This window comes from Pantoea sp. S18 (assembly GCF_045689705.1).
In the GTDB taxonomy this organism is placed as follows: Bacteria; Pseudomonadota; Gammaproteobacteria; order Enterobacterales; family Enterobacteriaceae; genus Pantoea; species Pantoea symbiotica.
In genome coordinates this window covers 2,263,202-2,285,108 of sequence record NZ_CP142688.1, presented here as the reverse complement: position 1 = coordinate 2,285,108, position 21,907 = coordinate 2,263,202, and the positions used below count along the sequence as shown (strand labels likewise).

18 protein-coding genes, 2 tRNA genes and 1 other RNA gene are annotated in these 21,907 nt (G+C 50.5%); 13 read left to right on the top strand and 8 right to left on the bottom strand.

What is annotated here, in order from left to right; genetic code table 11:
- Positions 1-6 precede the first annotated feature (6 nt).
- The 6 genes from xthA to VIJ98_RS10540 all read right to left on the bottom strand — a co-directional run bounded on the left by xthA (position 7) and on the right by VIJ98_RS10540 (position 2,948).
- Positions 7-813, bottom strand: coding sequence for an exodeoxyribonuclease III (gene xthA / locus VIJ98_RS10565; RefSeq protein ID WP_008110344.1), 807 nt, complete (start codon positions 811-813; stop codon positions 7-9).
- Positions 814-938: 125 nt separating this feature from the next.
- Positions 939-1,067: non-coding RNA, RtT sRNA (locus tag VIJ98_RS10560), on the bottom strand.
- A gap of 38 nt (positions 1,068-1,105) precedes the next feature.
- Positions 1,106-1,190: transfer RNA gene (locus tag VIJ98_RS10555), tRNA-Tyr, on the bottom strand.
- A gap of 42 nt (positions 1,191-1,232) precedes the next feature.
- Positions 1,233-1,317: transfer RNA gene (locus tag VIJ98_RS10550), tRNA-Tyr, on the bottom strand.
- Positions 1,318-1,461: 144 nt separating this feature from the next.
- The gene (gene purU / locus VIJ98_RS10545) at positions 1,462-2,310 is read right to left on the bottom strand and encodes a formyltetrahydrofolate deformylase (RefSeq protein ID WP_036648946.1); all 849 of its coding nucleotides are present in this window, start codon (positions 2,308-2,310) and stop codon (positions 1,462-1,464) included.
- A 182-nt stretch (positions 2,311-2,492) separates the two neighbouring features.
- The gene (locus tag VIJ98_RS10540) at positions 2,493-2,948 is read right to left on the bottom strand and encodes a YchJ family metal-binding protein (RefSeq protein WP_179450671.1); all 456 of its coding nucleotides are present in this window, start codon (positions 2,946-2,948) and stop codon (positions 2,493-2,495) included.
- A gap of 96 nt (positions 2,949-3,044) precedes the next feature.
- Between VIJ98_RS10540 and rssA the strand changes: the two genes are divergently transcribed.
- The 5 genes from rssA (at position 3,045) to VIJ98_RS10515 (ending at position 8,556) form a co-directional block, all read left to right on the top strand.
- A complete protein-coding gene (gene rssA, locus VIJ98_RS10535) occupies positions 3,045-3,950 on the top strand; it encodes a patatin-like phospholipase RssA (RefSeq protein WP_008106599.1) in 906 nt (301 codons plus the stop codon).
- Positions 3,951-4,052: 102 nt separating this feature from the next.
- A complete protein-coding gene (rssB, locus tag VIJ98_RS10530) occupies positions 4,053-5,069 on the top strand; it encodes a two-component system response regulator RssB (protein WP_323273862.1) in 1,017 nt (338 codons plus the stop codon).
- Positions 5,070-5,262: 193 nt separating this feature from the next.
- Positions 5,263-6,171, top strand: coding sequence for a UTP--glucose-1-phosphate uridylyltransferase GalU (gene galU, locus VIJ98_RS10525; RefSeq protein ID WP_008106595.1), 909 nt, complete (start codon positions 5,263-5,265; stop codon positions 6,169-6,171).
- A gap of 23 nt (positions 6,172-6,194) precedes the next feature.
- Positions 6,195-7,538 carry a UDP-glucose/GDP-mannose dehydrogenase family protein gene (locus VIJ98_RS10520; RefSeq protein WP_008106593.1) on the top strand — a complete coding sequence of 448 codons (1,344 nt, stop codon included), beginning with the start codon at positions 6,195-6,197 and terminating at the stop codon, positions 7,536-7,538.
- Between the two features lie 10 nt (positions 7,539-7,548).
- Positions 7,549-8,556, top strand: coding sequence for an NAD-dependent epimerase (locus VIJ98_RS10515; protein WP_323273859.1), 1,008 nt, complete (start codon positions 7,549-7,551; stop codon positions 8,554-8,556).
- A 95-nt stretch (positions 8,557-8,651) separates the two neighbouring features.
- On the opposite strand, the gene hns is transcribed toward VIJ98_RS10515, so the two are convergent.
- Positions 8,652-9,059: a histone-like nucleoid-structuring protein H-NS gene (gene hns / locus VIJ98_RS10510; protein WP_008106589.1), complete on the bottom strand. Its 408-nt coding sequence runs from the start codon at positions 9,057-9,059 to the stop codon at positions 8,652-8,654.
- 413 nt (positions 9,060-9,472) lie between these two features.
- On the opposite strand from hns, the gene tdk reads away from it, so the two are divergent.
- Positions 9,473-10,093, top strand: a complete 621-nt coding sequence (gene tdk, locus VIJ98_RS10505; RefSeq protein ID WP_154181710.1) for a thymidine kinase — start codon at positions 9,473-9,475, stop codon at positions 10,091-10,093.
- Between the two features lie 55 nt (positions 10,094-10,148).
- On the opposite strand, the gene adhE is transcribed toward tdk, so the two are convergent.
- Positions 10,149-12,824 (bottom strand): bifunctional acetaldehyde-CoA/alcohol dehydrogenase, encoded by a 2,676-nt coding sequence (adhE, locus tag VIJ98_RS10500; RefSeq protein ID WP_323273857.1) that lies wholly within the window; start codon positions 12,822-12,824, stop codon positions 10,149-10,151.
- Positions 12,825-13,270: 446 nt separating this feature from the next.
- Between adhE and VIJ98_RS10495 the strand changes: the two genes are divergently transcribed.
- From VIJ98_RS10495 to oppF, 7 genes are all read left to right on the top strand, one after another.
- The gene (locus VIJ98_RS10495) at positions 13,271-13,918 is read left to right on the top strand and encodes a YchE family NAAT transporter (protein WP_008106584.1); all 648 of its coding nucleotides are present in this window, start codon (positions 13,271-13,273) and stop codon (positions 13,916-13,918) included.
- 573 nt (positions 13,919-14,491) lie between these two features.
- Positions 14,492-16,126, top strand: coding sequence for an ABC transporter substrate-binding protein (locus tag VIJ98_RS10490; RefSeq protein WP_323273854.1), 1,635 nt, complete (start codon positions 14,492-14,494; stop codon positions 16,124-16,126).
- A 159-nt stretch (positions 16,127-16,285) separates the two neighbouring features.
- Positions 16,286-17,926, top strand: coding sequence for an oligopeptide ABC transporter substrate-binding protein OppA (gene oppA, locus VIJ98_RS10485; protein WP_008106580.1), 1,641 nt, complete (start codon positions 16,286-16,288; stop codon positions 17,924-17,926).
- A gap of 80 nt (positions 17,927-18,006) precedes the next feature.
- Positions 18,007-18,927: an oligopeptide ABC transporter permease OppB gene (oppB, locus tag VIJ98_RS10480; protein ID WP_007892378.1), complete on the top strand. Its 921-nt coding sequence runs from the start codon at positions 18,007-18,009 to the stop codon at positions 18,925-18,927.
- 15 nt (positions 18,928-18,942) lie between these two features.
- A complete protein-coding gene (gene oppC / locus VIJ98_RS10475) occupies positions 18,943-19,851 on the top strand; it encodes an oligopeptide ABC transporter permease OppC (RefSeq protein WP_008106577.1) in 909 nt (302 codons plus the stop codon).
- Positions 19,852-19,862: 11 nt separating this feature from the next.
- Positions 19,863-20,882, top strand: a complete 1,020-nt coding sequence (locus tag VIJ98_RS10470) for an ABC transporter ATP-binding protein (protein WP_061718771.1) — start codon at positions 19,863-19,865, stop codon at positions 20,880-20,882.
- The gene (gene oppF / locus VIJ98_RS10465) at positions 20,879-21,883 is read left to right on the top strand and encodes a murein tripeptide/oligopeptide ABC transporter ATP binding protein OppF (RefSeq protein ID WP_323273851.1); all 1,005 of its coding nucleotides are present in this window, start codon (positions 20,879-20,881) and stop codon (positions 21,881-21,883) included. The genes VIJ98_RS10470 and oppF overlap by 4 nt, the downstream gene beginning before the upstream one ends.
- Positions 21,884-21,907: the final 24 nt, after the last annotated feature.

Below are 21,907 nucleotides of genomic sequence, written 5' to 3'. Positions count from 1 at the left end.
GCTTCATTACAGCTTAAACGTTGACCAAACTGGGGCGTGATCCGACGGTTTTTCCATGCTGCGGATATCGTAATCGATGCCACTCTCAATACAGCGCGAGGCGAGCGGCTGGCTCGCCAGCAGCAGATCGATGCGCAGACCACGATTGTCGTCAAAGCCTTTCGAGCGGTAATCAAACCATGAGAAACGATCGTTGGTTTCCGGGAATTTATCGCGCCAGGTGTCAACCAAACCCCACTGCAGCAAGCGATCCATCCACTCACGCTCTTCAGGCAGGAACGAGCACTTGCCGGTGCGCAGCCAGCGTTTACGATTATCTTCACCAATGCCGATATCAAAATCTGTGCTGCTGATGTTCATGTCACCCATGATCAACACCGGTTTATCCACGGCCAACTGCTGCTCAAGATAGCTTTGCAGATCGCGATAAAACTTCTCTTTCGCCGGGAACTTGGTGGGATGGTCGCGGCTTTCACCCTGCGGGAAATAACCGTTGATAACGGTGATATCGCCAATTGGACTCGGGATTTCCGCCATGATTATACGGCGCTGAGCATCTTCATCATCGCCGGGAAAACCGCGTGAGACGTTGACTGGCTCAGCTTTGGTTAGCAGCGCGACGCCGTAATGACCTTTCTGCCCGTGATAAAACACGTGATAACCGAGTTTGCTGACGTCTTCAAGCGGGAACATATCGTCATGCACTTTGGTTTCCTGCAAGCCGATGACATCAGGTTGATGCTGTTCAACCAGCGCGGCTAATTGATGAGGACGCGCACGCAAGCCGTTGATGTTGAAAGAGACAAATTTCATTTCGCTGCCATTTTTATCCGCAAAAGTATGGCGCGATGGTAACGAGTTTTTGGGCAAAAGTCATGGTGTGAATCAGGAGGTTACAACGATTAAAACAAGTGGGAAAAACAGGAGAATGGTATTGATGGTGGTGGGAGAAGGATGATTCGACGCGTTGCGTCTCACCCTTCGGGCCGCGCTAAAGCGCGTTGTCTCACTTTGTTCGACTCGAACCTTCAGTCGAAGCTTCTCATCCTTCTCTGGATGATAAATTTGAATTCGGTGATTTTAGCGAGAGAAGGAGAATATGTGATGGTGGTGGGAGAAGGATTCGAACCTTCGAAGTCTGTGACGGCAGATTTACAGTCTGCTCCCTTTGGCCGCTCGGGAATCCCACCGGGGATATTACGTATTGTGGCTTCAAGCAGAGACGATTCAGATGGTGGTGGGAGAAGGATTCGAACCTTCGAAGTCTGTGACGGCAGATTTACAGTCTGCTCCCTTTGGCCGCTCGGGAATCCCACCACTGGCCTGAATCATTGCGTCTTAAAGCGGGGCGCATCATAACAAATGCGCTCAGCCTGTAAAGCGCCGTCACTGAAAATAAAAACTGTTTGCCCACTTTTTACGCGTGGCGCTGAAAGGTTGTGCAGTTCAGCGCCGAAGTGGTTAAAGAATGATCGTGCGATTGCCGTAAACGAACACGCGCTGGCCTAGCACTTTATACAGCGCGCGGCTCAACACATTCTTCTCAACGTCTCGTCCTGCACGCATCATCTCTTCTGCGGTGTAGCTGTGATCGACGTTGATCACGTCCTGCATGATGATTGGGCCTTCATCGAGGTTATCGTTCACGTAGTGCGCAGTGGCACCGATGATTTTCACGCCGCGCTCATAAGCCTGATGATAAGGACGCGCGCCAATAAACGCCGGCAAGAAGGAGTGGTGAATATTGATGATCTGATTTGGATAACGTTGCACGAAGGCGGGCGTCAACACGCGCATATATTTCGCCAGCACCACGTAATCAGGCTGATAACGGTCAATTTCGTCCGCCATGCGGTTATCGTGCTCTTCACGCGTGTGGCCTTCGTGGCTCACCAACACAAACGGAATATCGAAACGTTCCACCAATGAACGCAGCGTTTCGTGGTTACCGATGACCGCAGCAATCTCCATATCCAGACCGCCAAATGCGCTTTTCATCAGCAGATCGCCAAGGCAATGCGCCTCTTTGGTCACCAGAATCACCACACGACGACGACCGGCACTTTGCAGTTCACGCACAGAACCGACTGGCAGTGCGCTATCGAGATCGGCCAGCAGAGTGTTATCGTTGAAAATGCCTTCCAGCTCGGTGCGCATGAAAAAGCGGCCGGTACGGTGATCGACAAACTCATTGTTCTGCACAATGTTGAGTTCGTGCTTGTAACAAATGTTGGTGATCTTGGCGATCAAACCTTTCGCATCAGGGCAAATGGTTCGTAAAACTTTTCGTTGGATGGTTTGCGCTTGCATCTCGATCAGAGTCCTGTCAAAGCGATGAATGGTAAAGCCGTTGTGAATACCCGTCATACTTTGCGCTGCAGCTGCGTTGGCTGCGCATGCTCACCCCAGTCACTTACTTTTGTAAGCTCCTGGGAATTCACATACTTGCCGCCTTGCTGCAACTCAAATTATTTAGGGTCTATCTGTCCAGATTAACCACAACATTTTTTGTATTTTTTATCGGCGCCACAAGGACAGCGATCGTTACGTCCCAACTCAGGCGTTGTTCCGTCGACATAGTACCAGCGTTGATCCTCGCGAAGAAAGCGCGAACATTCATAGATGGCTGAAGTGCGGCCTTTTTCGAGGTAACGCGCAAAAAACGTCACGAAGGCTTCATTCTCGTGGCTTCCATGATTACAACGAGTTACATTCAAGCCCAGCCATTCAGTACCGCTAAAACTTTCGGATAATAACGTCTCGAGGTCAGCCACGCGTTTACTGGAGTGCCAGGTTTTTGCCAGCCACGCAGCATCTTTCACGACGTAGGCGGTATAGCGTGAGCGCATTAATTGCTCCGCGCTGGACGGGTTCGCTTGGCCATTCAGAAAGGGTTGGCAACATAGGCTATACTCCTTTCCGCTGCAGCAAGGGCACTTTTCAGACACGTCATCTCCTGGAAGTGATTAAAGTAAATTAAAGCGTGCGCTATGGTAGCCGACTGTCAGGCGTGATGCTACGTACCATGCCAATCATGAGGTGAGATGAGAAAAGTCAGGATCGGGCTGGCACTGGGCTCAGGTGCTGCCAAAGGTTGGTCGCACATCGGCGTGATCAATGCGCTGGAACGCGCGGGGATTGAAATCGATGTGGTGGCGGGTTGTTCTGTTGGCGCGTTGGTCGGTTCGGCTTACGTGAATGGACGGCTGGGCGTGATGGAAAAATGGGTGAGCGCATTCCGTTACTGGGACGTCATCCGACTGATGGATCTTTCGTGGCAGCGCGGCGGTCTACTGCGCGGCGATCGGGTGTTTAGTCATATCCGCCAGCTGATTCCTAACGATCTGATCGATGAGTGCGACAAGCCGTTTGGCGTGGTGGCAACCAATCTGAGTACCGGACGTGAAGTGTGGTTAACCGAGGGCGATTTGCATCAAGCTGTGCGTGCGTCCTGTAGTATGCCAGGCTTATTACCACCCATCGCTTACAATGGATATTGGTTGGTGGACGGTGCGGTGGTGAATCCCGTGCCGATCTCATTAACCCGCGCATTAGGTGCTGACATCGTTATCGCTGTGGATTTACAGCATGACGCACACCTGATGCAGCAAGATCTATTGTCAGTCACGCCGCAAAGCGGTGAAGAGGCGGCGGCAGTTGAAGCGCTGAGCTGGGGAAAAAAACTGCGTCAACGCCTGATTGGCCTGACGCAACGCCGTGCTAATCAAACGCCGGGTGCGATGGAGATTATGTCGACATCCATCCAGGTTCTGGAAAATCGCCTGAAACGTAACCGCATGGCGGGCGATCCGCCGGATGTGCTGATTCAGCCGTTTTGTCCACAAATTTCCACACTGGACTTCCATCGTGCAGAAGAAGCCATCGCGGCTGGCAAGGCCGCCGTTGAGAAAAAAATGGATGAACTATTACCGCTGGTCCGTGGCAGATAGTCAGGTTGTTCATTCACAGGTGTTGCTACTTCAGCCAATTCTGAAAGGCGCAACTGCATTTTATGAACCACTATTGAATTATCTGGTACGCAGGGGGAGAGAATGGAAAAACCGCTAATCGGCAAAAAGATACTCATTGTCGAAGATGAGGTCGTTTTCCGTTCATTGATAGACAATTTATTAACCAGCTTAGGCGCCAGTACGCTTGAGGCGGGAGATGGCGTTGATGGCTTAACATTGTTGACGGCGCAGTCAGTGGATTTGGTCATTTGCGATCTTGAAATGCCGCGTATGGGCGGTATCCCGTTCGTTGAGCGTCTTCGCACGCGCGGCAACAATGTGCCCATTCTGATTATCTCCGCCACACAAAATATGGCGGATATCGCCCATGTGTTGCGTTTGGGCGTGCAGGATGTGCTGCTCAAACCGCTCAAAAATCTTGAACGTTTCCGTGAAGCAGTGTTTGAGTGTCTCTATCCCTCAATGTTTACCTCCAAAGTAGAGGAGGATGAGCAGCTATTTCAGGATTGGGATGCGCTGGTCAGCGATCCGCTGGCGGCCTCTAAATTACTTAAACAGCTCCAGCCGCCGGTACAGCAAACCATCGCCAATTGCCGAATCAATTACCGCCAGCTCACCATGGCGGAACAGCCGGGCTTAGTGCTGGATATCGCGGCGCTGTCTGATAACGATTTGGCATTCTATTGCCTTGATGTGACACGCGCTGGCGATAATGGCGTGTTAGCCGCGCTGTTACTGCGCGCGCTGTTTAATGGCTTGCTGCAGGAACAACTCTCCGGCCAGAAGCAGCGATTGCCTGAATTAAATGGGTTGCTACGGCAGGTCAACATGTTGTTACGGCAAGCCAATCTCAGCGGTCAGTTCCCGTTACTGGTGGGCTATTACCATCGCCAGTTGAAAAATCTGATCCTGGTTTCAGCAGGACTTAACGCCACATTGCATATCAATACTCATCAAATCCAACTCAGTAATGGTGTGCCACTTGGTACTATGGGCAGCACCCATCTCAATCAAATCAGTCAACGTGCCGACGCCTGGCAGTGCCATATTTGGGGCGCTGGGGGCAGGCTACGTTTGATGCTATCAGCTGAAGAATGACCAGTCGGATTTAAATTTTCCACGGGTTGAAGACAGGACCAGGGGCAAGCTTTACACTTGGGTAATAGTCCTAAATTCCGTGGATTAACTTCTTCCAGGATAAATCCACCTGATAGTAACTGATATACTCATTTCGTTTTTAAACCGACATATCAAGTATTAACTTGAACGGCCTATTAAGAGAGGTATTTTGATGTCTGCCTATAAGACTAAAGTTAAAAAAGCGGTAATCCCAGTTGCAGGCCTCGGCACGCGTATGCTGCCTGCGACCAAAGCTATTCCAAAAGAGATGTTACCGCTGGTCGATAAGCCGTTGATCCAGTATGTCGTGAATGAGTGCATTGCAGCAGGCATTAACGAGATTGTGCTGGTTACACACTCTTCTAAAAACGCCATCGAAAACCACTTTGATACCAGTTTTGAGCTGGAATCTATGCTGGAAAAACGTGTTAAGCGTCAGCTGCTGGATGAAATCCAGTCAATCTGCCCTCCACACGTCACCATCATGCAGGTTCGTCAGGGTATCGCGAAAGGTCTGGGCCACGCAGTAATGTGTGCACATCCGCTGATTGGTGATGAGCCATTCGCCGTAATCCTGCCAGACGTAATCATCGATGAATACGAATCTGACCCAACCAAAGACAACCTGGCAGAGATGCTGGCGCGCTACGAAGAGAGCGGCCGCAGCCAGATCATGGTTGAGCCAGTTGCGGATGTAACCGCTTACGGTGTGGTTGACTGCCAAGGTGCTGATCTCTCTGCAGGTCAGAGCGCGCCAATGGTTGGCGTGGTTGAGAAGCCTAAAGCTTCTGAAGCCCCATCAAACCTGGCCGTTGTTGGTCGTTACGTGCTGTCTGCTGAAATCTGGCCACTGCTGGCGAAAACACCTCCAGGTGCAGGTGGCGAAGTTCAGCTGACTGACTCCATTGCGATGCTGATGGAAAAAGAGACCGTTGAAGCTTATCACCTGAACGGTGTTAGCCATGACTGCGGTAACAAACTGGGTTACATGCAAGCGTTTGTTGAGTACGGCGTTCGCCATCCAGTCCTGGGTAAAGATTTCACTCAGTGGCTCGAAGGCGCGGTAGGCAACAAAAAGTAACTCAATAAACACAGGATAATTTAATGAAAGTCACTGTATTTGGTATCGGCTATGTCGGTCTGGTTCAGGCTGCGGTGTTGGCCGAAGTCGGACATGACGTTCTCTGTATTGATGTCGACGAAAAGAAAGTCGAGAACTTAAAGAAAGGCAATATTCCGATCTTTGAACCGGGCCTGACGCCACTCGTTATGTCTAATTACGAGTCGGGTCGCCTGAAGTTCAGCACGAATGCGGAAGAGGGCGTTAATCATGGCGTGATGCAGTTTATCGCCGTAGGTACGCCACCGGATGAAGACGGTTCTGCCGATCTGAAATATGTGACAGCTGTTGCGCGCACCATCGCGCAGCACATGAACGATCACAAAGTTGTTATCGACAAATCGACTGTACCTGTAGGTACAGCAGATCGCGTTCGTGCGGTGATGACTGAAACTTTGCAAAAGCGTGATGTGAACATCGCCTTTGACGTGGTTTCAAACCCGGAATTCCTCAAGGAAGGTGCAGCAGTTAATGACTGTATGCGTCCTGAGCGTATCGTTGTCGGTACCGATAATGATGAAGTGGTTGAGCTGCTACGCGAGCTGTATGAGCCGTTCAACCGTAATCATGATCGTATGATTTTGATGGATATCCGCAGTGCAGAGCTGACCAAATATGCGGCTAACTGCATGCTGGCAACCAAAATCAGCTTCATGAACGAGATCTCTAACCTGGCAGAACGTCTGGGAGCCGACGTTGAGAAAGTTCGCCAGGGTATCGGTTCAGATTCACGTATCGGTTATCACTTCATCTATCCAGGCTGCGGCTACGGCGGTTCTTGTTTCCCGAAAGACGTGCAGGCACTGATTCGTACTGCTGAGTCAATCGGTTACACTCCGCGTCTGCTGCAGGCGGTTGAAGACGTTAACGATTCGCAGAAGAACAAGCTTCCAACCTTTATTAAGCGTCATTTTGGCGACGATCTGCGCGGCAAAACCTTTGCTTTGTGGGGATTGGCGTTCAAACCGAACACTGACGACATGCGTGAAGCCTCCAGCCGCGTGCTGATGGAAACACTGTGGGAAGCCGGTGCAACGGTTCAGGCCTTCGACCCAGAAGCGATGGACGAAGCGCAACGCGTTTATGGTCATCGTAACGATCTGAAGTTGATGGGCACCAAAGAAGCAGCGCTGCAAGGTGCGGATGGCTTAGTTATCTGTACTGAATGGCAAAACTTCCGTGCGCCAGACTTCGACGTCATCAAAAGTGCGTTAAAAGAACCCGTGATTTTTGATGGTCGTAACCTGTATGATCCAGAGCGTATCAGCAAGCGCGGTTTCACGTACTATGCAATTGGCCGCGGAGCATCAATTAAAATCGTAGAATAATGAGGGATGTATGAAGTTTCTGGTTACCGGCGCGGCAGGTTTTATTGGATTTCACGTCAGTCAGCGCTTGCTGGCCGCTGGTCACCAGGTTGTCGGTATCGATAACCTGAATGACTATTATGATGTCAGCCTTAAGCAGGCCCGTTTAGACCAGAACACACAACATTCTGATTTTATTTTCGTAAAAATGGACCTGGCGGATCGCCAGGCCATTTCTTCTTTATTCGCTGAGCATGCGTTTGAACGCGTTATTCATTTGGGCGCTCAGGCTGGCGTACGTTATTCGATCGAAAATCCCCATGCTTATGCCGAAGCAAATTTAATCGGTCATCTCAATATTCTTGAAGGCTGCCGCCATCATAAAATCGGCCACCTTTTGTATGCCTCATCCAGTTCAGTTTATGGCCTGAATCGCAAAATGCCTTTTTCAACGGACGATTCCGTTGACCATCCGGTTTCACTCTATGCGGCCACTAAAAAAGCTAACGAATTGATGTCGCATACCTATTCACATCTTTATCAATTGCCCACTACAGGATTACGCTTTTTCACCGTTTATGGTCCGTGGGGCCGTCCGGATATGGCGCTGTTCAAATTTACCCGCGCGATGTTAGCGGGTGAAGAAATTGACGTTTATAACAACGGACAAATGACGCGTGACTTCACTTATATTGATGACATTGCAGAAGCGATCGTACGTTTGCAGGATGTAATTCCTCAGCCGGATGACAGCTGGACAGTTGAAGCAGGTTCACCTGCAAGCAGTTCGGCACCTTATCGCGTTTACAACATCGGCAATAGCCAGCCGACCAGCTTAATGACCTATATTGAGTCGCTGGAAAAGGCATTGGGCATTGAAGCGAAGAAAAATATGCTGCCGATGCAACCCGGCGACGTGCTGGGTACCAGCGCTGATACACAACCTCTGTATCAGGCGATCAATTTCCGTCCTCAAACTAGTGTTGAGCAGGGTGTGCAGCATTTTGTTGATTGGTATCGCCGCTTCTATCAACAATAATTAAGCATTAAAAAAGGAAGCCATTGGCTTCCTTTTTCTTACCTGGTCAAAGTGAATTAGTGGTGAACTAATTACAATTCTGAGCGCTGGAATGATTACAGTAGGAAATCGTCCAGTTGTTTACCTTGTTCTTCAATTGCTTTTTTAATCACAGCAGGCGTGCGGCCCTGGCCAGTCCAGGTGCGGTTTTCACCGTTTTCATCAACGTAAGAATATTTAGCGGGGCGCGCAGCACGCTTGGCTTTACCCGGAACTTTTGTTTCAGATAATGCCTGCAATAGCTCATTTGGGTCGATACCATCGGCAATCAGCATCTCGCGATATTGTTCAAGCTTGCGTGTGCGCTCTGCATTTTCCGCTTGTGCATGAGTATCATCTTCACGACGCTCATTGACCACAACTTCGAGTTTTTCCAGCATCTCTTCCAATGTTTCCAGAGAGCATTCCCGAGCCTGTGCGCGCAATGTACGGATATTATTAAGAATTTTAAGTGCTTCGCTCATTGTCCTAATCTCAAAATATAATAAATGGAGGTTGTTCTGCCGACTCATAATAGTGGTGCAAAAAAATAACTGCAATAGCCGGATTTAAAAGCAAAACGTAAAAATAAAAAAGGAGTGCGATTTTATAACGCTATTCAGAATATATTTACTTATCTGGCAATCTTTTTTAACTGGCATAGTAGGCTGAACGCTTAGCCCACGCTAATCCTGACGCTTCGGCTTTAATTAAAACGAATAAAATATCGGCTTAATCGCTACTTTGTCAAAACGTGCTCTCTTTTTTTGGGCGCTGTGATATCCATCTTGATGGTGATGTTAATTTGAGCAAATGATAAAAATAATGCATCGCTACAGGTATACAGCTTTATGGTAAACTGCAGCGCAACAGATATAGGATACGATGAGATTTTCTAATGGCTCAACTTTATTTTTATTACTCTGCGATGAATGCGGGTAAATCAACGGCTTTGCTGCAATCTTCTTATAATTACCACGAGCGCGGGATGCGATCGCTGGTTTATACCGCCGAGATCGATAATCGCTTTGGTGCAGGCAAAGTCAGTTCACGCATCGGTCTTTCGTCTCCTGCATTTTTATATAACGATGAGACAAGGCTCGATGAGGAAATAGCGGCAGAACATGCGAAGCAACCCGTGCATTGTGTGTTAGTCGATGAAAGCCAGTTCCTCACGCGCGAACAGGTGAAAGCGTTATCTGATGTTGTCGACAATCTGGATATTCCGGTGCTTTGCTATGGCTTGCGCACGGATTTCCGTGGAGAGCTGTTTGTAGGCAGCCAATATTTGCTGGCATGGGCGGATAAGTTGGTTGAGCTTAAAACCATCTGTCACTGTGGCAGAAAAGCCAGCATGGTCCTTCGTCTCGATGCAAAGGGTAAACCCTTTAGCGAAGGCGAGCAGGTAGTGATTGGTGGCAATGAGCGCTATATATCGGTCTGCCGTAAACATTATAAACAAGCTATTGATGAAGGTTCCCTTCAGGCGATTTACGGCTCACAATCCCCGCAGGTTTAACTGATCAGCAAGCCATAAAAAAACCCGCCGAAGCGGGTTTTTTGTTTAAAGCGCTTTACGCTTTCTTCATTTTCTTATCAACATTTACTTCGGCTTTAACTTCTTCAGCTTTCTCATTCAGTGACTCAGAGAATTCACGGCCGTAGAAGGTATCCAGCATGATTTGTTTTAACTCAGCAATCAGCGGATAGCGTGGGTTCGCACCTGTACATTGGTCATCGAATGCATCCTCAGCCAATTTGTCCACTTTCGCGAGGAAGTCCGCCTCTTGTACACCCGCTTCGCGGATAGAGGTTGGGATGCCCAACTGCGTTTTCATCTCTTCAAGCCAGGCGAGCAGTTTTTCAATTTTCTGCGCGGTACGGTCGCCAGCGGCGGAGAGTCCCAGATGGTCGGCAATCTCGGCATAACGACGACGTGCTTGTGGGCGATCGTACTGGCTGAAAGCCGTCTGCTTGGTCGGGTTGTCATTGGCGTTGTAGCGAATAACGTTTGAAATCAGCAGGGCGTTTGCCAGACCATGTGGGATATGGAACTCAGACCCCAGTTTATGCGCCATTGAGTGACACACACCCAGGAAGGCGTTAGCGAACGCAATCCCCGCGATAGTCGCTGCATTGTGAACACGTTCGCGAGCCACCGGATTTTTCGCGCCATCGCGATAGCTAGCAGGCAGGTTCTCTTTCAGCAGTTTCAGTGCTTGCAAAGCCTGGCCGTCAGAATACTCGTTCGCTAATACGGAAACGTAGGCTTCAAGTGAGTGCGTCACCGCATCCAGACCACCGAAGGCGCAGAGTGAACGCGGCATATCCATCACCAGGTTGGCGTCAACAATGGCCATGTCTGGTGTCAGCGCATAATCCGCTAATGGATATTTCTGGCCGGTTGCATCGTCCGTCACCACGGCAAACGGTGTAACTTCAGAACCGGTACCGGAAGTGGTCGTGATGGCAACCATACGCGCTTTAACACCCATTTTCGGGAACTTATAGATGCGTTTACGGATGTCCATAAAGCGCAGGGCCAGCTCTTCGAAATGCGTTTCAGGATGTTCGTACATCACCCACATGATTTTTGCTGCATCCATCGGTGAACCACCGCCCAGTGCAATAATCACATCAGGTTTAAAGCTGTTCATCTGCTCTGCACCTTTACGGACGATGCTCAGCGTTGGGTCAGCTTCGACTTCGAAGAAGACTTCGGTTTCGATACCGTGTGATTTCAGTACGCGAGTCACCTGGTCGGCATAGCCGTTATTGAACAGGAAGCGGTCGGTAACGATAAAGGCGCGTTTTGCACCATCAGTTGCCACTTCTTCCAGAGCAATCGGCAGTGATCCACGACGGAAGTAAATAGACTTCGGAAGTTTATGCCACAACATATTCTCAGCTCGCTTGGCCACGGTTTTCTTGTTGATGAGATGTTTTGGTCCCACGTTTTCAGAAATGGAGTTACCGCCCCATGAACCACAGCCCAGCGTCAGTGACGGAGCCAGCTTGAAGTTGTACAGGTCACCGATACCGCCTTGTGACGCCGGCGTATTAATCAGAATACGCGCGGTCTTCATTTTGTCGCCGAAGTAGTGCACGCGCTCGATCTGGTTATCCTGGTCGGTATACAGGCATGAGGTGTGACCGATACCACCCATGGTTACCAGTTTCTCAGCTTTATCAACCGCGTCGTGATAATCCTTCGCGCGGTACATCGCTAAGGTTGGAGACAGTTTTTCATGCGCAAATGGCTCAGATTCATCAACCAGTTTCACTTCGCCGATCAGAATCTTGGTAGTTGCAGGCACGCTAATTCCCGCCAATTCAGCAATCTTTGTCGCTGGCTGGCCTACAATCGCCGCATTCAACGCGCCATTCTTCAGAATGATGTCCTGAATGGCTTTCAGCTCTTTACCTTGCAGCAGATAGCCGCCGTGGCTGGCAAAACGCTCACGAACCGCGTCATAAGCCGAATCAACCACAATTACGGATTGCTCAGAAGCACAAATCACACCGTTATCGAAGGTTTTCGACATCAGGATAGACGCGACAGCGCGTTTGATATCCGCAGTTTCATCAATCACGACTGGCGTGTTACCCGCACCCACACCAATCGCGGGTTTTCCGGAACTGTAGGCCGCTTTCACCATGCCCGGGCCGCCGGTTGCAAGGATCAGGTTGATATCGGGGTGATGCATTAACTGATTAGAAAGCTCGACAGAAGGGGTATCGATCCAGCCGATAATATCTTTTGGTGCACCCGCAGCAATCGCCGCTTGCAGCACAATGTCAGCGGCTTTATTGGTTGCATCTTTCGCACGTGGATGCGGAGAGAAGATAATGCCGTTACGGGTTTTCAGGCTAATCAGCGCTTTGAAAATAGCCGTAGAAGTTGGGTTGGTGGTTGGAACGATACCGCAGATCAGGCCAATCGGTTCAGCGATGGTGATGGTGCCGAAGGTGTCATCAGTGGCGAGGATACCGCAGGTTTTTTCATCTTTGTAAGCGTTGTAGATGTATTCAGAAGCAAAGTGGTTCTTGATCACTTTATCTTCAACAATACCCATGCCTGATTCGGCAACGGCCAGCTTGGCCAGAGGAATTCGTGCGTCTGCAGCAGCAAGTGCGGCAGCGCGGAAGATTGCATCAACTTGTTCCTGACTGAAATTAGCGTACTCACGCTGTGCCTTTTTTACACGTTCAACTAGTGCATTAAGTTCGGCAACATTAGTAACGGCCATAGTGCTCTCCTGAAGGAAGTTAAACTCTTTTAGTAAACAAGCCTGAATCCAGAAGTATAGTCACGCTATGCTTATATTTCGGTCAGGTTGGCAAGTGTTTTGCCTTTGCTTACTAAAAGGGTTTCCTGGTCAAGATGCTAAAACGTCAGGAAGTTGTTTCGACGGGGTAAGATTACCCCTGATGGGGTAGGCAAATTTTGATGCAGATCAACCCTGACCCAAGCTGACACCTTTCAGCACTAACTTTCGCAAGTAAAGTTAGCGTGATGTGCCACATATGCGGTACCCGCTGGCTTCATTGAGATAACCCAACATTAACAGTAGTTGAAAGAACTGACTTAAAGCTTTGCCGGTAGCATAAATTTCTGTTGGCACCTCTGGTTTTCAGCCCGGCTTATGGACTACATTAAGCGCGTTTTTCTACTCAGACTTTACCGGAGCCCACTTTGAACCCCGTGCTACTTGATCTATCCGGCTACATTAAGTTTTTTGTCGGTTTGTTTGCCCTGGTAAATCCGGTAGGTATCATCCCGGTCTTTATCAGCATGACCAGCTATCAGGCTGTGGTTGAGCGCAACAAAACCAACCTCACCGCGAATCTGGCCGTCGCCATTATCCTGTGGACGTCACTTTTCCTTGGTGATGGCATCCTGCATCTGTTTGGTATTTCGATAGATTCGTTCCGTATTGCCGGCGGGATTCTGGTCGTCACCATCGCGATGTCGATGATCAGCGGAAAATTGGGTGAGGATAAGCAGAACAAGCAGGAGAAGTCAGAGAGCGCCATTCGTGAAAGTATTGGCGTAGTACCGCTGGCTTTACCGTTGATGGCCGGTCCCGGCGCAATCAGTTCTACCATTGTCTGGAGTACGCGCTATCACAGTTGGCAGAACTTAATTGGCTTTAGTATCGCGATTGCGATTTTCGCGTTTTGCTGTTGGCTGCTGTTTCGCGCAGCACCATTGATGGTGCGAGTACTTGGCCAAACCGGGATCAACGTTATCACTCGTATCATGGGATTGTTGTTAATGGCATTGGGCATAGAATTTATTGTCACCGGCATGAAATCAATCTTCCCCGGATTACTCAATTAATAGCCCTTAATTTTTAATCTTAACCAGCAACGCGATCCACAATGGTGCAACGTTAAACTTAATTGCACCATTTTGGTAATTTCATTCATCCTTCTTAACGCATTAACCTCCGCATCACTTTTACTACTAATCCTGATAAAAGTATCCAGCAGTTCACATTAAACTGTGATAATTATCACAGATAAATACTCTGTATAATTCTTTCTTGTTAGCATTACGGGAAAGTCATTGGCTGAGTGATGAAATCATTATGTTGTGAAATGATGATTTTTCAGTTGTATTCGTAAAAACTATAACTTAATAACAATAATGAATAAATTTTATGCGATAAAGATATTATATTGATGTTAATCAGCAGTTTAATTGATATTTCATTCCAATAATTAACACTTTGCCTACTTACCAGAACGTGATAAAAGAGAATCTGCTAACATTTTTGCAGTTTAGCTTTGGCGTGCGGGCATCGGTTCTGATAATTTTCGGCACATCACAAATTTTTTATCTGATAGCGACAAATGTGTACGCTTCTTGCTTACAGGCTATCAGGCTTATGATTAAGGTTGATATTTGTTGATGAAATGCATGGTAGCGAAAACGGCCGAACGTTCAGTGCTTGCCTTATGTCTCACAGGCGCAATGGCCTCAAGCCAGGCAGCACAAATTCCCGCAGGCACTCAATTATCAGAATTACAGCTGATCGTAATTAATAATGGCAGCGAAGTGGCAACGCTCGATCCGCAGAAAGCGGAAGGCGTGCCGGAATCCAATGTCATGCGTAATTTGCTGGAAGGTCTGGTTGAAACCGATAATAACGGTCAACTCGTCCCCGGTGTCGCTAAGCAATGGAAAAGCGAAGAGGGGCGCATCTGGACTTTCACGCTGCGTGACGATGCGCGCTGGAGTAACGGCCAGCCCGTTACCGCCCAGGATTTCGTCTACAGTTGGCAGCGCCTGGCCGATCCCAAAACGGCCTCGCCTTACGCCAGCTATTTACAGGCGGCCCATGTCGCCAACGTTGATGCCATCTTGTCTGGCAAAGCCGCGCCAGCTGAACTCGGCGTTAAAGCCCTCGACGATCGTCATCTACAAGTTACCCTTTCTGAACCTGTTCCCTATTTTGTTGCCATGCTGGCCCACAGTGCGATGAAACCCGTCTATCGTCCGGCGATAGAGCAGTGGGGCGAGCAGTGGACGCAGCCGCAACACTATGTTGGCAATGGCGCTTTTACGCTGTCGGACTGGGTGGTGAATGAAAAAATTGTGGTGAAACGCAATCCGCAGTATTGGGATAATGCACACACGACGATTGAAGAAGGCGTGTTCTTACCGCTCTCTTCAGAGAACAGTGATATCAACCGCTATCGCAGCGGTGGCACCGATATGACCAACAGTGCGGTGCCGCCGGAACTGTTTAAAAAGTTACAGCAGGATCTCGGCGCTGAGGTCAAAATCAGTCCGCTGCTGTGCACCTTCTACTACGAAATCAACAACAAAAAAGCGCCGTTCGATGACGCACGAGTACGTGCAGCGCTGAAGTTAACCCTTGATCGCGACATCATTGCGCAGAAGATCATGGGACAGGGGCAGATTCCTGCCTACGGTTTGACGCCGCCGTTTACCCACGGTATCACGCTTTCCCCACCGACCTGGGCGCAACAAACGCAGTCCGAGCGTAATGCCAGCGCCAAACAGTTATTAGCTGAGGCCGGCTTTAATCAGCAAAACCCGCTGCGTTTTACGCTGCTGTACAACACCTCGGAACAAAACAAGCGACAGGCGATTGCTGCGGCCTCGATGTGGCAAAAAAATCTAGGTGCGGTGGTGACATTACAGAATCAGGAGTGGAAAACGCTGCTGGAGACGCGTCACCAGGCGCAGTACGACGTGGTACGCGCGACATGGTGCGCGGATTACAACGAACCTTCGACCTTCCTGAATATGCTGTTGAGCGGTTCATCAATCAACACCGCGTTTTACCAAAGTCCGGCGTTTGACCAGTTAATGAAGCAAACATTAACCACCTCAGATGAAGCAAAGCGCGCCGCTCTTTATCAGCAAGCTGAAGCGCAACTCGATAAAGATTCGCCAATCGTACCTGTCTACTATCGCGTTAGCGTGCGGTTGGTCAAACCTTGGGTGGGCGGTTTTACCGGTAAAGATCCGCAGGACATGCTGGCGTTGAAATACTATTACATAAAGAAACATTGAGTAATGTGCCGATCCGGCGCTAAAGTCGGGCGGCACTTTACCGTGGTAAACCCTGAAGGGTGATTAGGGTCTTCGTTCAGACACGCGAAGATCACCTGGAAACGGGGTACGCCGGGCGTTAAATCGACCCGGTAAAGATAATAAAACTGGAGCGTAATAATGAACAACATCACAAAAAAAAGCCTGATTGCAGCAGGCGTATTAGCAGCAATCGGCGCGCTGGCAGGGAATGCCGCGCTGGCAGCAACAGTGCCAGCAGGCGTTGAATTGGCAGCAAAACAGGAACTGGTTCGCGGTAACGGCGATGAAGTACAGTCGCTGGATCCACACAAGATTGAAGGTGTTCCGGAAGACAACATCGCGCGTGACCTGTATGAAGGTTTGATCACCAGCGACAGCGATGGCAAACCAGTTCCGGGCGTGGCGGAAAGCTGGGAAAACAAAGATTTCAAAGTCTGGACTTTCCACCTGCGCAAGAACGCTAAATGGTCCAACGGTGAACCAGTCACCGCTCAAGATTTCGTTTACAGCTGGCAGCGCCTGGTCGATCCGAAAACTGCATCGCCATACGCCAGCTATCCGCAATACGGCCACATAGTCAATGTTGACGACATCATCGCCGGTAAAAAGCCGACTTCCGAGCTGGGTGTAAAAGCCATCGACGATCACACGCTGGAAGTGACGCTGAGCGAGCCCGTACCGTACTTCTATAAGCTGCTGATCAACTCGGTAATGTCTCCGGTTTATAAACCTGCTATCGACAAATTCGGCGATCAGTGGACCCAACCGCAGAACTGGGTCGGCAACGGCGCATTCAAACTTGAATCACACGTGATCAACGAACGCGTAACTCTCGTGCGTAATACGCAGTATTGGGATAACGAGCATACCGTTCTGAACAAAGTCACCTTCCTGCCAATTAACTCCGAAGTCAGCGACGTTAACCGTTATTTCTCTGAGAACGGCAGCGATATTACTTACAACAACATGCCAATCGAGCTGTTCAAAAAACTTCAGCGTGATAACGGCAAAGAGTTGATGGTGAAGCCATATCTGTGTACCTATTACTACGAAATCAATAACCAGAAAGCACCATTCACCGATCCACGCGTCCGTACCGCGCTGAAACTCGGTCTGGATCGCGACATCATGGTAAACAAGGTTCTGGCACAAGGTCAGCAACCGGCTTACAGCTTCACCCCGCCAGCCACCGATGGCATGGAACTGCTGCCGCCGGATTGGTTCAAGTGGGATCAGAACAAGCGTAACGAAGAAGCGAAAAAGCTGCTGGCTGAAGCGGGTTACACTGCGGATAAACCGCTGACCTTCAACCTGCTGTACAACACCTCCGATCTGCATAAGAAACTGGCGATCGCCGCCTCTTCTATCTGGAAGAAAAACATCGGCGTCAACATCAAGCTGGAGAACCAGGAGTGGAAAACCTTCCTGGATACGCGTCATCAGGGCAACTTTGATGTCTCTCGCGCGGCATGGTGCGCAGATTACAACGAACCGACTTCATTCCTGAACATCATGCTGTCTGACAGCAGCAGTAACACCTCGCACTATAAGAGCGCTGACTTCGATAAAGTTATCCACGATGCGGTTAAAGCCACAGACGATAAAGCGCGCGTAGCGGATTATCAGAAAGCTGAGCAGATTCTGGATAAAGACAGCACCATCGTGCCGGTTTACTACTACGTCAATGCACGTTTGGTGAAACCTTACGTAGGCGGTTACACCGGCAACGATCCGCTGGATAAAACCGTCGATAAAAACCTGTATATCATTAAACATTAATAGCACTCAGGCTATCGACAGTGGCGGTGCTGCGGCACCGCCTTTTTACTTTGTGAAGCAACAGCCTGGTAGGTACGGCAATGTTAAAATTCATCCTGCGTCGGCTCCTTGAAGCCATCCCGACGCTATTTATCCTCATCACCATCTCATTCTTTATGATGCGACTGGCACCCGGCAGTCCATTTACCGGCGAACGTGTTCTGTCGCCAGAAGTGATGGCGAATATCGAAGCGAAGTACCATCTCAACGATCCGATTGGCAAACAGTACCTGAGCTATCTGGTGCAGTTGGCACATGGCGACTTTGGTCCCTCGTTTAAGTACAAAGATTACTCGGTCAATTATCTGGTCGGCCACGCCTTCCCGGTATCAGCCAAACTCGGTCTGGCGGCATTCTTCCTCGCCGTGGTGCTGGGCGTAACGGCTGGCGTGATCGCCGCCCTGAAGCAGAACAGTTTGTGGGATTATGCCGTGATGGGGGTCGCGATGACCGGCGTGGTGATCCCCAGCTTTGTCGTGGCACCGTTACTGGTGCTGGTGTTTGCGATTACCTTACGCTGGCTGCCAGGCGGCGGCTGGAACGGCGGCCAATGGAATTACATGTTGCTGCCGATGGTGGCGCTCTCGCTGGCCTATATCGCCAGCATCGCGCGTATTACCCGTGGTTCGATGATTGAAGTGATGCACTCAAACTTCATCCGCACGGCGCGCGCCAAAGGCCTGCCGTTGCGCCGTATCGTGCTGCGTCACGCGCTGAAGCCCGCTATGTTACCGGTGCTTTCCTATATGGGACCGGCGTTTGTCGGCATCATCACCGGTTCCATGGTGATTGAATCCATCTATGGTTTGCCGGGCATCGGCCAGTTGTTCGTCAACGGGGCATTGAACCGTGACTACTCGCTGGTGATGAGCCTGACCATTCTGGTTGGCGTGCTGACCATTCTGTTTAACGCGATCGTTGATGTGCTGTACGCCGTGATCGATCCGAAAATCCGTTACTGATTGTGGAGCTCGCCCATGATGTTAAGTAAGAAAAACAGCGAAGCTCTGGATGCCTTCAGTGAAAAACTGGAAGTCGAAGGGCGCAGCCTCTGGCAGGATGCGCGTCGCCGCTTTATTCATAACCGAGCGGCGTTTATCAGCCTGCTGGTGCTGCTGGTGATCACGCTGTTCGTGGTGTTCGCCCCGATGTTGTCGCAATTTAAATATGACGATACCGACTGGGCGATGATGTCTGCCGCGCCGGATACCGTTTCCGGTCACTGGTTTGGCACTGATTCCTCGGGCCGTGATCTGCTGGTGCGTGTTGCGATTGGTGGCCGTATCTCGCTGATGGTGGGCATCGCTTCCGCGCTGATCGCGGTGCTGGTGGGCACGCTGTATGGCTCACTGGCGGGTTATCTGGGCGGTAAAATCGACTCGGTGATGATGCGTATTCTGGAGATCCTCAACTCCTTCCCGTTCATGTTCTTCGTCATCCTGCTGGTGACCTTCTTTGGTCGCAATATCCTGCTGATCTTTGTGGCGATCGGCATGGTGTCGTGGCTGGACATGGCGCGTATCGTGCGCGGGCAGACCCTGGGCCTGAAGCGCAAAGAGTTCATCGAAGCGGCGCAGGTCGGCGGTGTCAGCACCTTCAAAATCGTATTGCGCCACATTGTGCCGAACGTGTTAGGTGTGGTGGTGGTGTATGCCTCGCTGCTTGTGCCGAGCATGATCCTGTTCGAATCCTTCCTCAGCTTCCTTGGCCTCGGCACGCAGGAACCGCTGAGCAGTTGGGGCGCGTTGCTGAGCGATGGCGCCAATTCGATGGAAGTGTCGCCGTGGTTGCTGATGTTCCCGGCCGGTTTCCTCGTGGTCACGCTGTTCTGTTTTAACTTTATCGGCGATGGCTTGCGTGATGCCCTCGACCCGAAAGATCGTTAAGGAGTTTCCCGATGACCATTCATGAATTTCAGCCGGCCATGGCTGCACGTGCGGGAAACAATAACCTGCTGCTGGATGTAAAAGATCTGCGCGTCACCTTCAGCACCCACGATGGCGATGTCACCGCTGTGAACGACCTCAACTTTTCACTGCATGCGGGTGAAACGCTGGGCATTGTTGGCGAATCCGGCTCCGGGAAATCGCAAACCGCGTTTGCCTTGATGGGGTTGCTGGCAAAAAATGGGCGCATTGGCGGTTCAGCAAAATTCAACGGCGCAGAGATTCTCAACCTGCCAGAAAACAAACTGAACAAACTGCGTGCTGAGCAGATTGCGATGATCTTCCAGGACCCGATGACGTCGCTGAATCCGTATATGCGAGTTGGCGAGCAGTTAATGGAAGTGCTGAAGCTGCATAAAGGCATGAATAGCGCCCAGGCGTTTGAAGAGTCGGTACGCATGCTGGACGCCGTGAAAATGCCGGAAGCGCGTAAGCGCATGAAGATGTTCCCACATGAATTCTCTGGCGGCATGCGCCAGCGTGTGATGATTGCGATGGCGCTGCTGTGTCGACCTAAGCTGCTGATTGCCGATGAGCCGACCACAGCACTCGACGTCACCGTGCAGGCGCAGATCATGACACTGCTGAATGAGCTGAAGCGCGAGTTTAATACCGCGATTGTGATGATTACCCACGATCTCGGCGTGGTAGCGGGTATCTGTGACAAAGTGCTGGTGATGTACGCCGGTCGTACCATGGAGTATGGACGTGCCCGCGATGTGTTTTATCATCCAGCACATCCGTACTCGATTGGCTTGCTGAGTGCGGTGCCACGTCTGGACGCTGAAGAGGGCGAGTCGCTGACCACCATTCCAGGCAACCCGCCAAACTTGCTGCGCCTGCCGCAAGGCTGTCCGTTCCAGCCTCGCTGCGCTTACGCCATGGACATTTGCGCCAAGGCACCGCCGCTGGAGCCTTTTGCTGAAGGGCGCTTGCGTGCCTGCTTCAAGCCGGTGGAGGAATTAGTATGAGCACCGTAGTCGAAGAGAAAAAAGTCCTGCTGGAGATCGCCGACCTTAAGGTGCACTTCGAGATTAAGGATGGCAAACAGTGGTTCTGGCAGCCACCGCACACGCTGAAAGCGGTCGACGGTGTCAGCTTGCGTTTGTACGAAGGTGAAACGCTCGGTGTTGTCGGTGAGTCGGGTTGCGGTAAATCGACGCTGGCCCGCGCTATCATTGGCTTGGTGAAAGCTACGGAAGGACGCGTCGCCTGGTTAGGACGCGATTTGCTGGGGCAAAGTCAGGAGCAGTGGCGTCAGGCGCGCAGCGATATCCAGATGATCTTCCAGGATCCGCTGGCATCGCTTAACCCGCGTATGACCATTGGCGACATCATTGCCGAACCGCTGCGCACCTATTATCCGAAGATGCCACGCCAGGAAGTGAAGGATAAGGTCAAAAGCATGATGATGAAGGTTGGGTTGCTACCTAACCTCATCAACCGCTATCCGCATGAGTTCTCTGGCGGCCAGTGTCAGCGTATTGGCATTGCGCGTGCGCTGATTCTGGAGCCGAAGCTGATTATCTGTGATGAACCGGTATCGGCGCTCGACGTGTCGATTCAGGCGCAGGTCGTCAACCTTTTGCAGCAATTGCAGCGAGAAATGGGGTTGTCACTGATCTTTATCGCGCACGATTTGGCGGTGGTTAAACACATCTCCGATCGCGTGCTGGTGATGTATCTCGGGCATGCGGTTGAGCTGGGTACTTACGATGCGGTGTATAACAATCCTCAGCATCCTTATACCCGCGCGCTGATGTCTGCGGTGCCGATTCCCGATCCGGATCTGGAGAAGAATAAGGAAATCCAACTGCTGGAAGGGGAGCTGCCATCACCGATCAATCCGCCATCAGGTTGCGTATTCCGTACGCGTTGCCCGATTGCCGGACCAGAGTGCGCTAAAACCCGGCCGCTGCTGGAAGGCAGCTTCCGACATGCGGTGTCTTGTCTAAAAGTTGATCCGCTGTAAATGAAAACGCCGGGCGATTGCCCG

What these genes read in the sequence shown, in the direction of transcription:
- hns (WP_008106589.1), bottom strand. Translation starts at nt 9,059, where the DNA reads ATGAGCGAAGCACTTAAAATTCTTAATAATATCCGTACATTGCGCGCA.
- galU (WP_008106595.1), top strand. Translation starts at nt 5,263, where the DNA reads ATGTCTGCCTATAAGACTAAAGTTAAAAAAGCGGTAATCCCAGTTGCA.
- xthA (WP_008110344.1), bottom strand. Translation starts at nt 813, where the DNA reads ATGAAATTTGTCTCTTTCAACATCAACGGCTTGCGTGCGCGTCCTCAT.
- oppC (WP_008106577.1), top strand. Translation starts at nt 18,943, where the DNA reads ATGATGTTAAGTAAGAAAAACAGCGAAGCTCTGGATGCCTTCAGTGAA.
- purU (WP_036648946.1), bottom strand. Translation starts at nt 2,310, where the DNA reads ATGCAAGCGCAAACCATCCAACGAAAAGTTTTACGAACCATTTGCCCT.
- VIJ98_RS10515 (WP_323273859.1), top strand. Translation starts at nt 7,549, where the DNA reads ATGAAGTTTCTGGTTACCGGCGCGGCAGGTTTTATTGGATTTCACGTC.
- oppB (WP_007892378.1), top strand. Translation starts at nt 18,007, where the DNA reads ATGTTAAAATTCATCCTGCGTCGGCTCCTTGAAGCCATCCCGACGCTA.
- VIJ98_RS10490 (WP_323273854.1), top strand. Translation starts at nt 14,492, where the DNA reads ATGAAATGCATGGTAGCGAAAACGGCCGAACGTTCAGTGCTTGCCTTA.
- tdk (WP_154181710.1), top strand. Translation starts at nt 9,473, where the DNA reads ATGGCTCAACTTTATTTTTATTACTCTGCGATGAATGCGGGTAAATCA.
- oppF (WP_323273851.1), top strand. Translation starts at nt 20,879, where the DNA reads ATGAGCACCGTAGTCGAAGAGAAAAAAGTCCTGCTGGAGATCGCCGAC.
- adhE (WP_323273857.1), bottom strand. Translation starts at nt 12,824, where the DNA reads ATGGCCGTTACTAATGTTGCCGAACTTAATGCACTAGTTGAACGTGTA.
- VIJ98_RS10470 (WP_061718771.1), top strand. Translation starts at nt 19,863, where the DNA reads ATGACCATTCATGAATTTCAGCCGGCCATGGCTGCACGTGCGGGAAAC.
- rssB (WP_323273862.1), top strand. Translation starts at nt 4,053, where the DNA reads ATGGAAAAACCGCTAATCGGCAAAAAGATACTCATTGTCGAAGATGAG.
- VIJ98_RS10520 (WP_008106593.1), top strand. Translation starts at nt 6,195, where the DNA reads ATGAAAGTCACTGTATTTGGTATCGGCTATGTCGGTCTGGTTCAGGCT.
- oppA (WP_008106580.1), top strand. Translation starts at nt 16,286, where the DNA reads ATGAACAACATCACAAAAAAAAGCCTGATTGCAGCAGGCGTATTAGCA.
- rssA (WP_008106599.1), top strand. Translation starts at nt 3,045, where the DNA reads ATGAGAAAAGTCAGGATCGGGCTGGCACTGGGCTCAGGTGCTGCCAAA.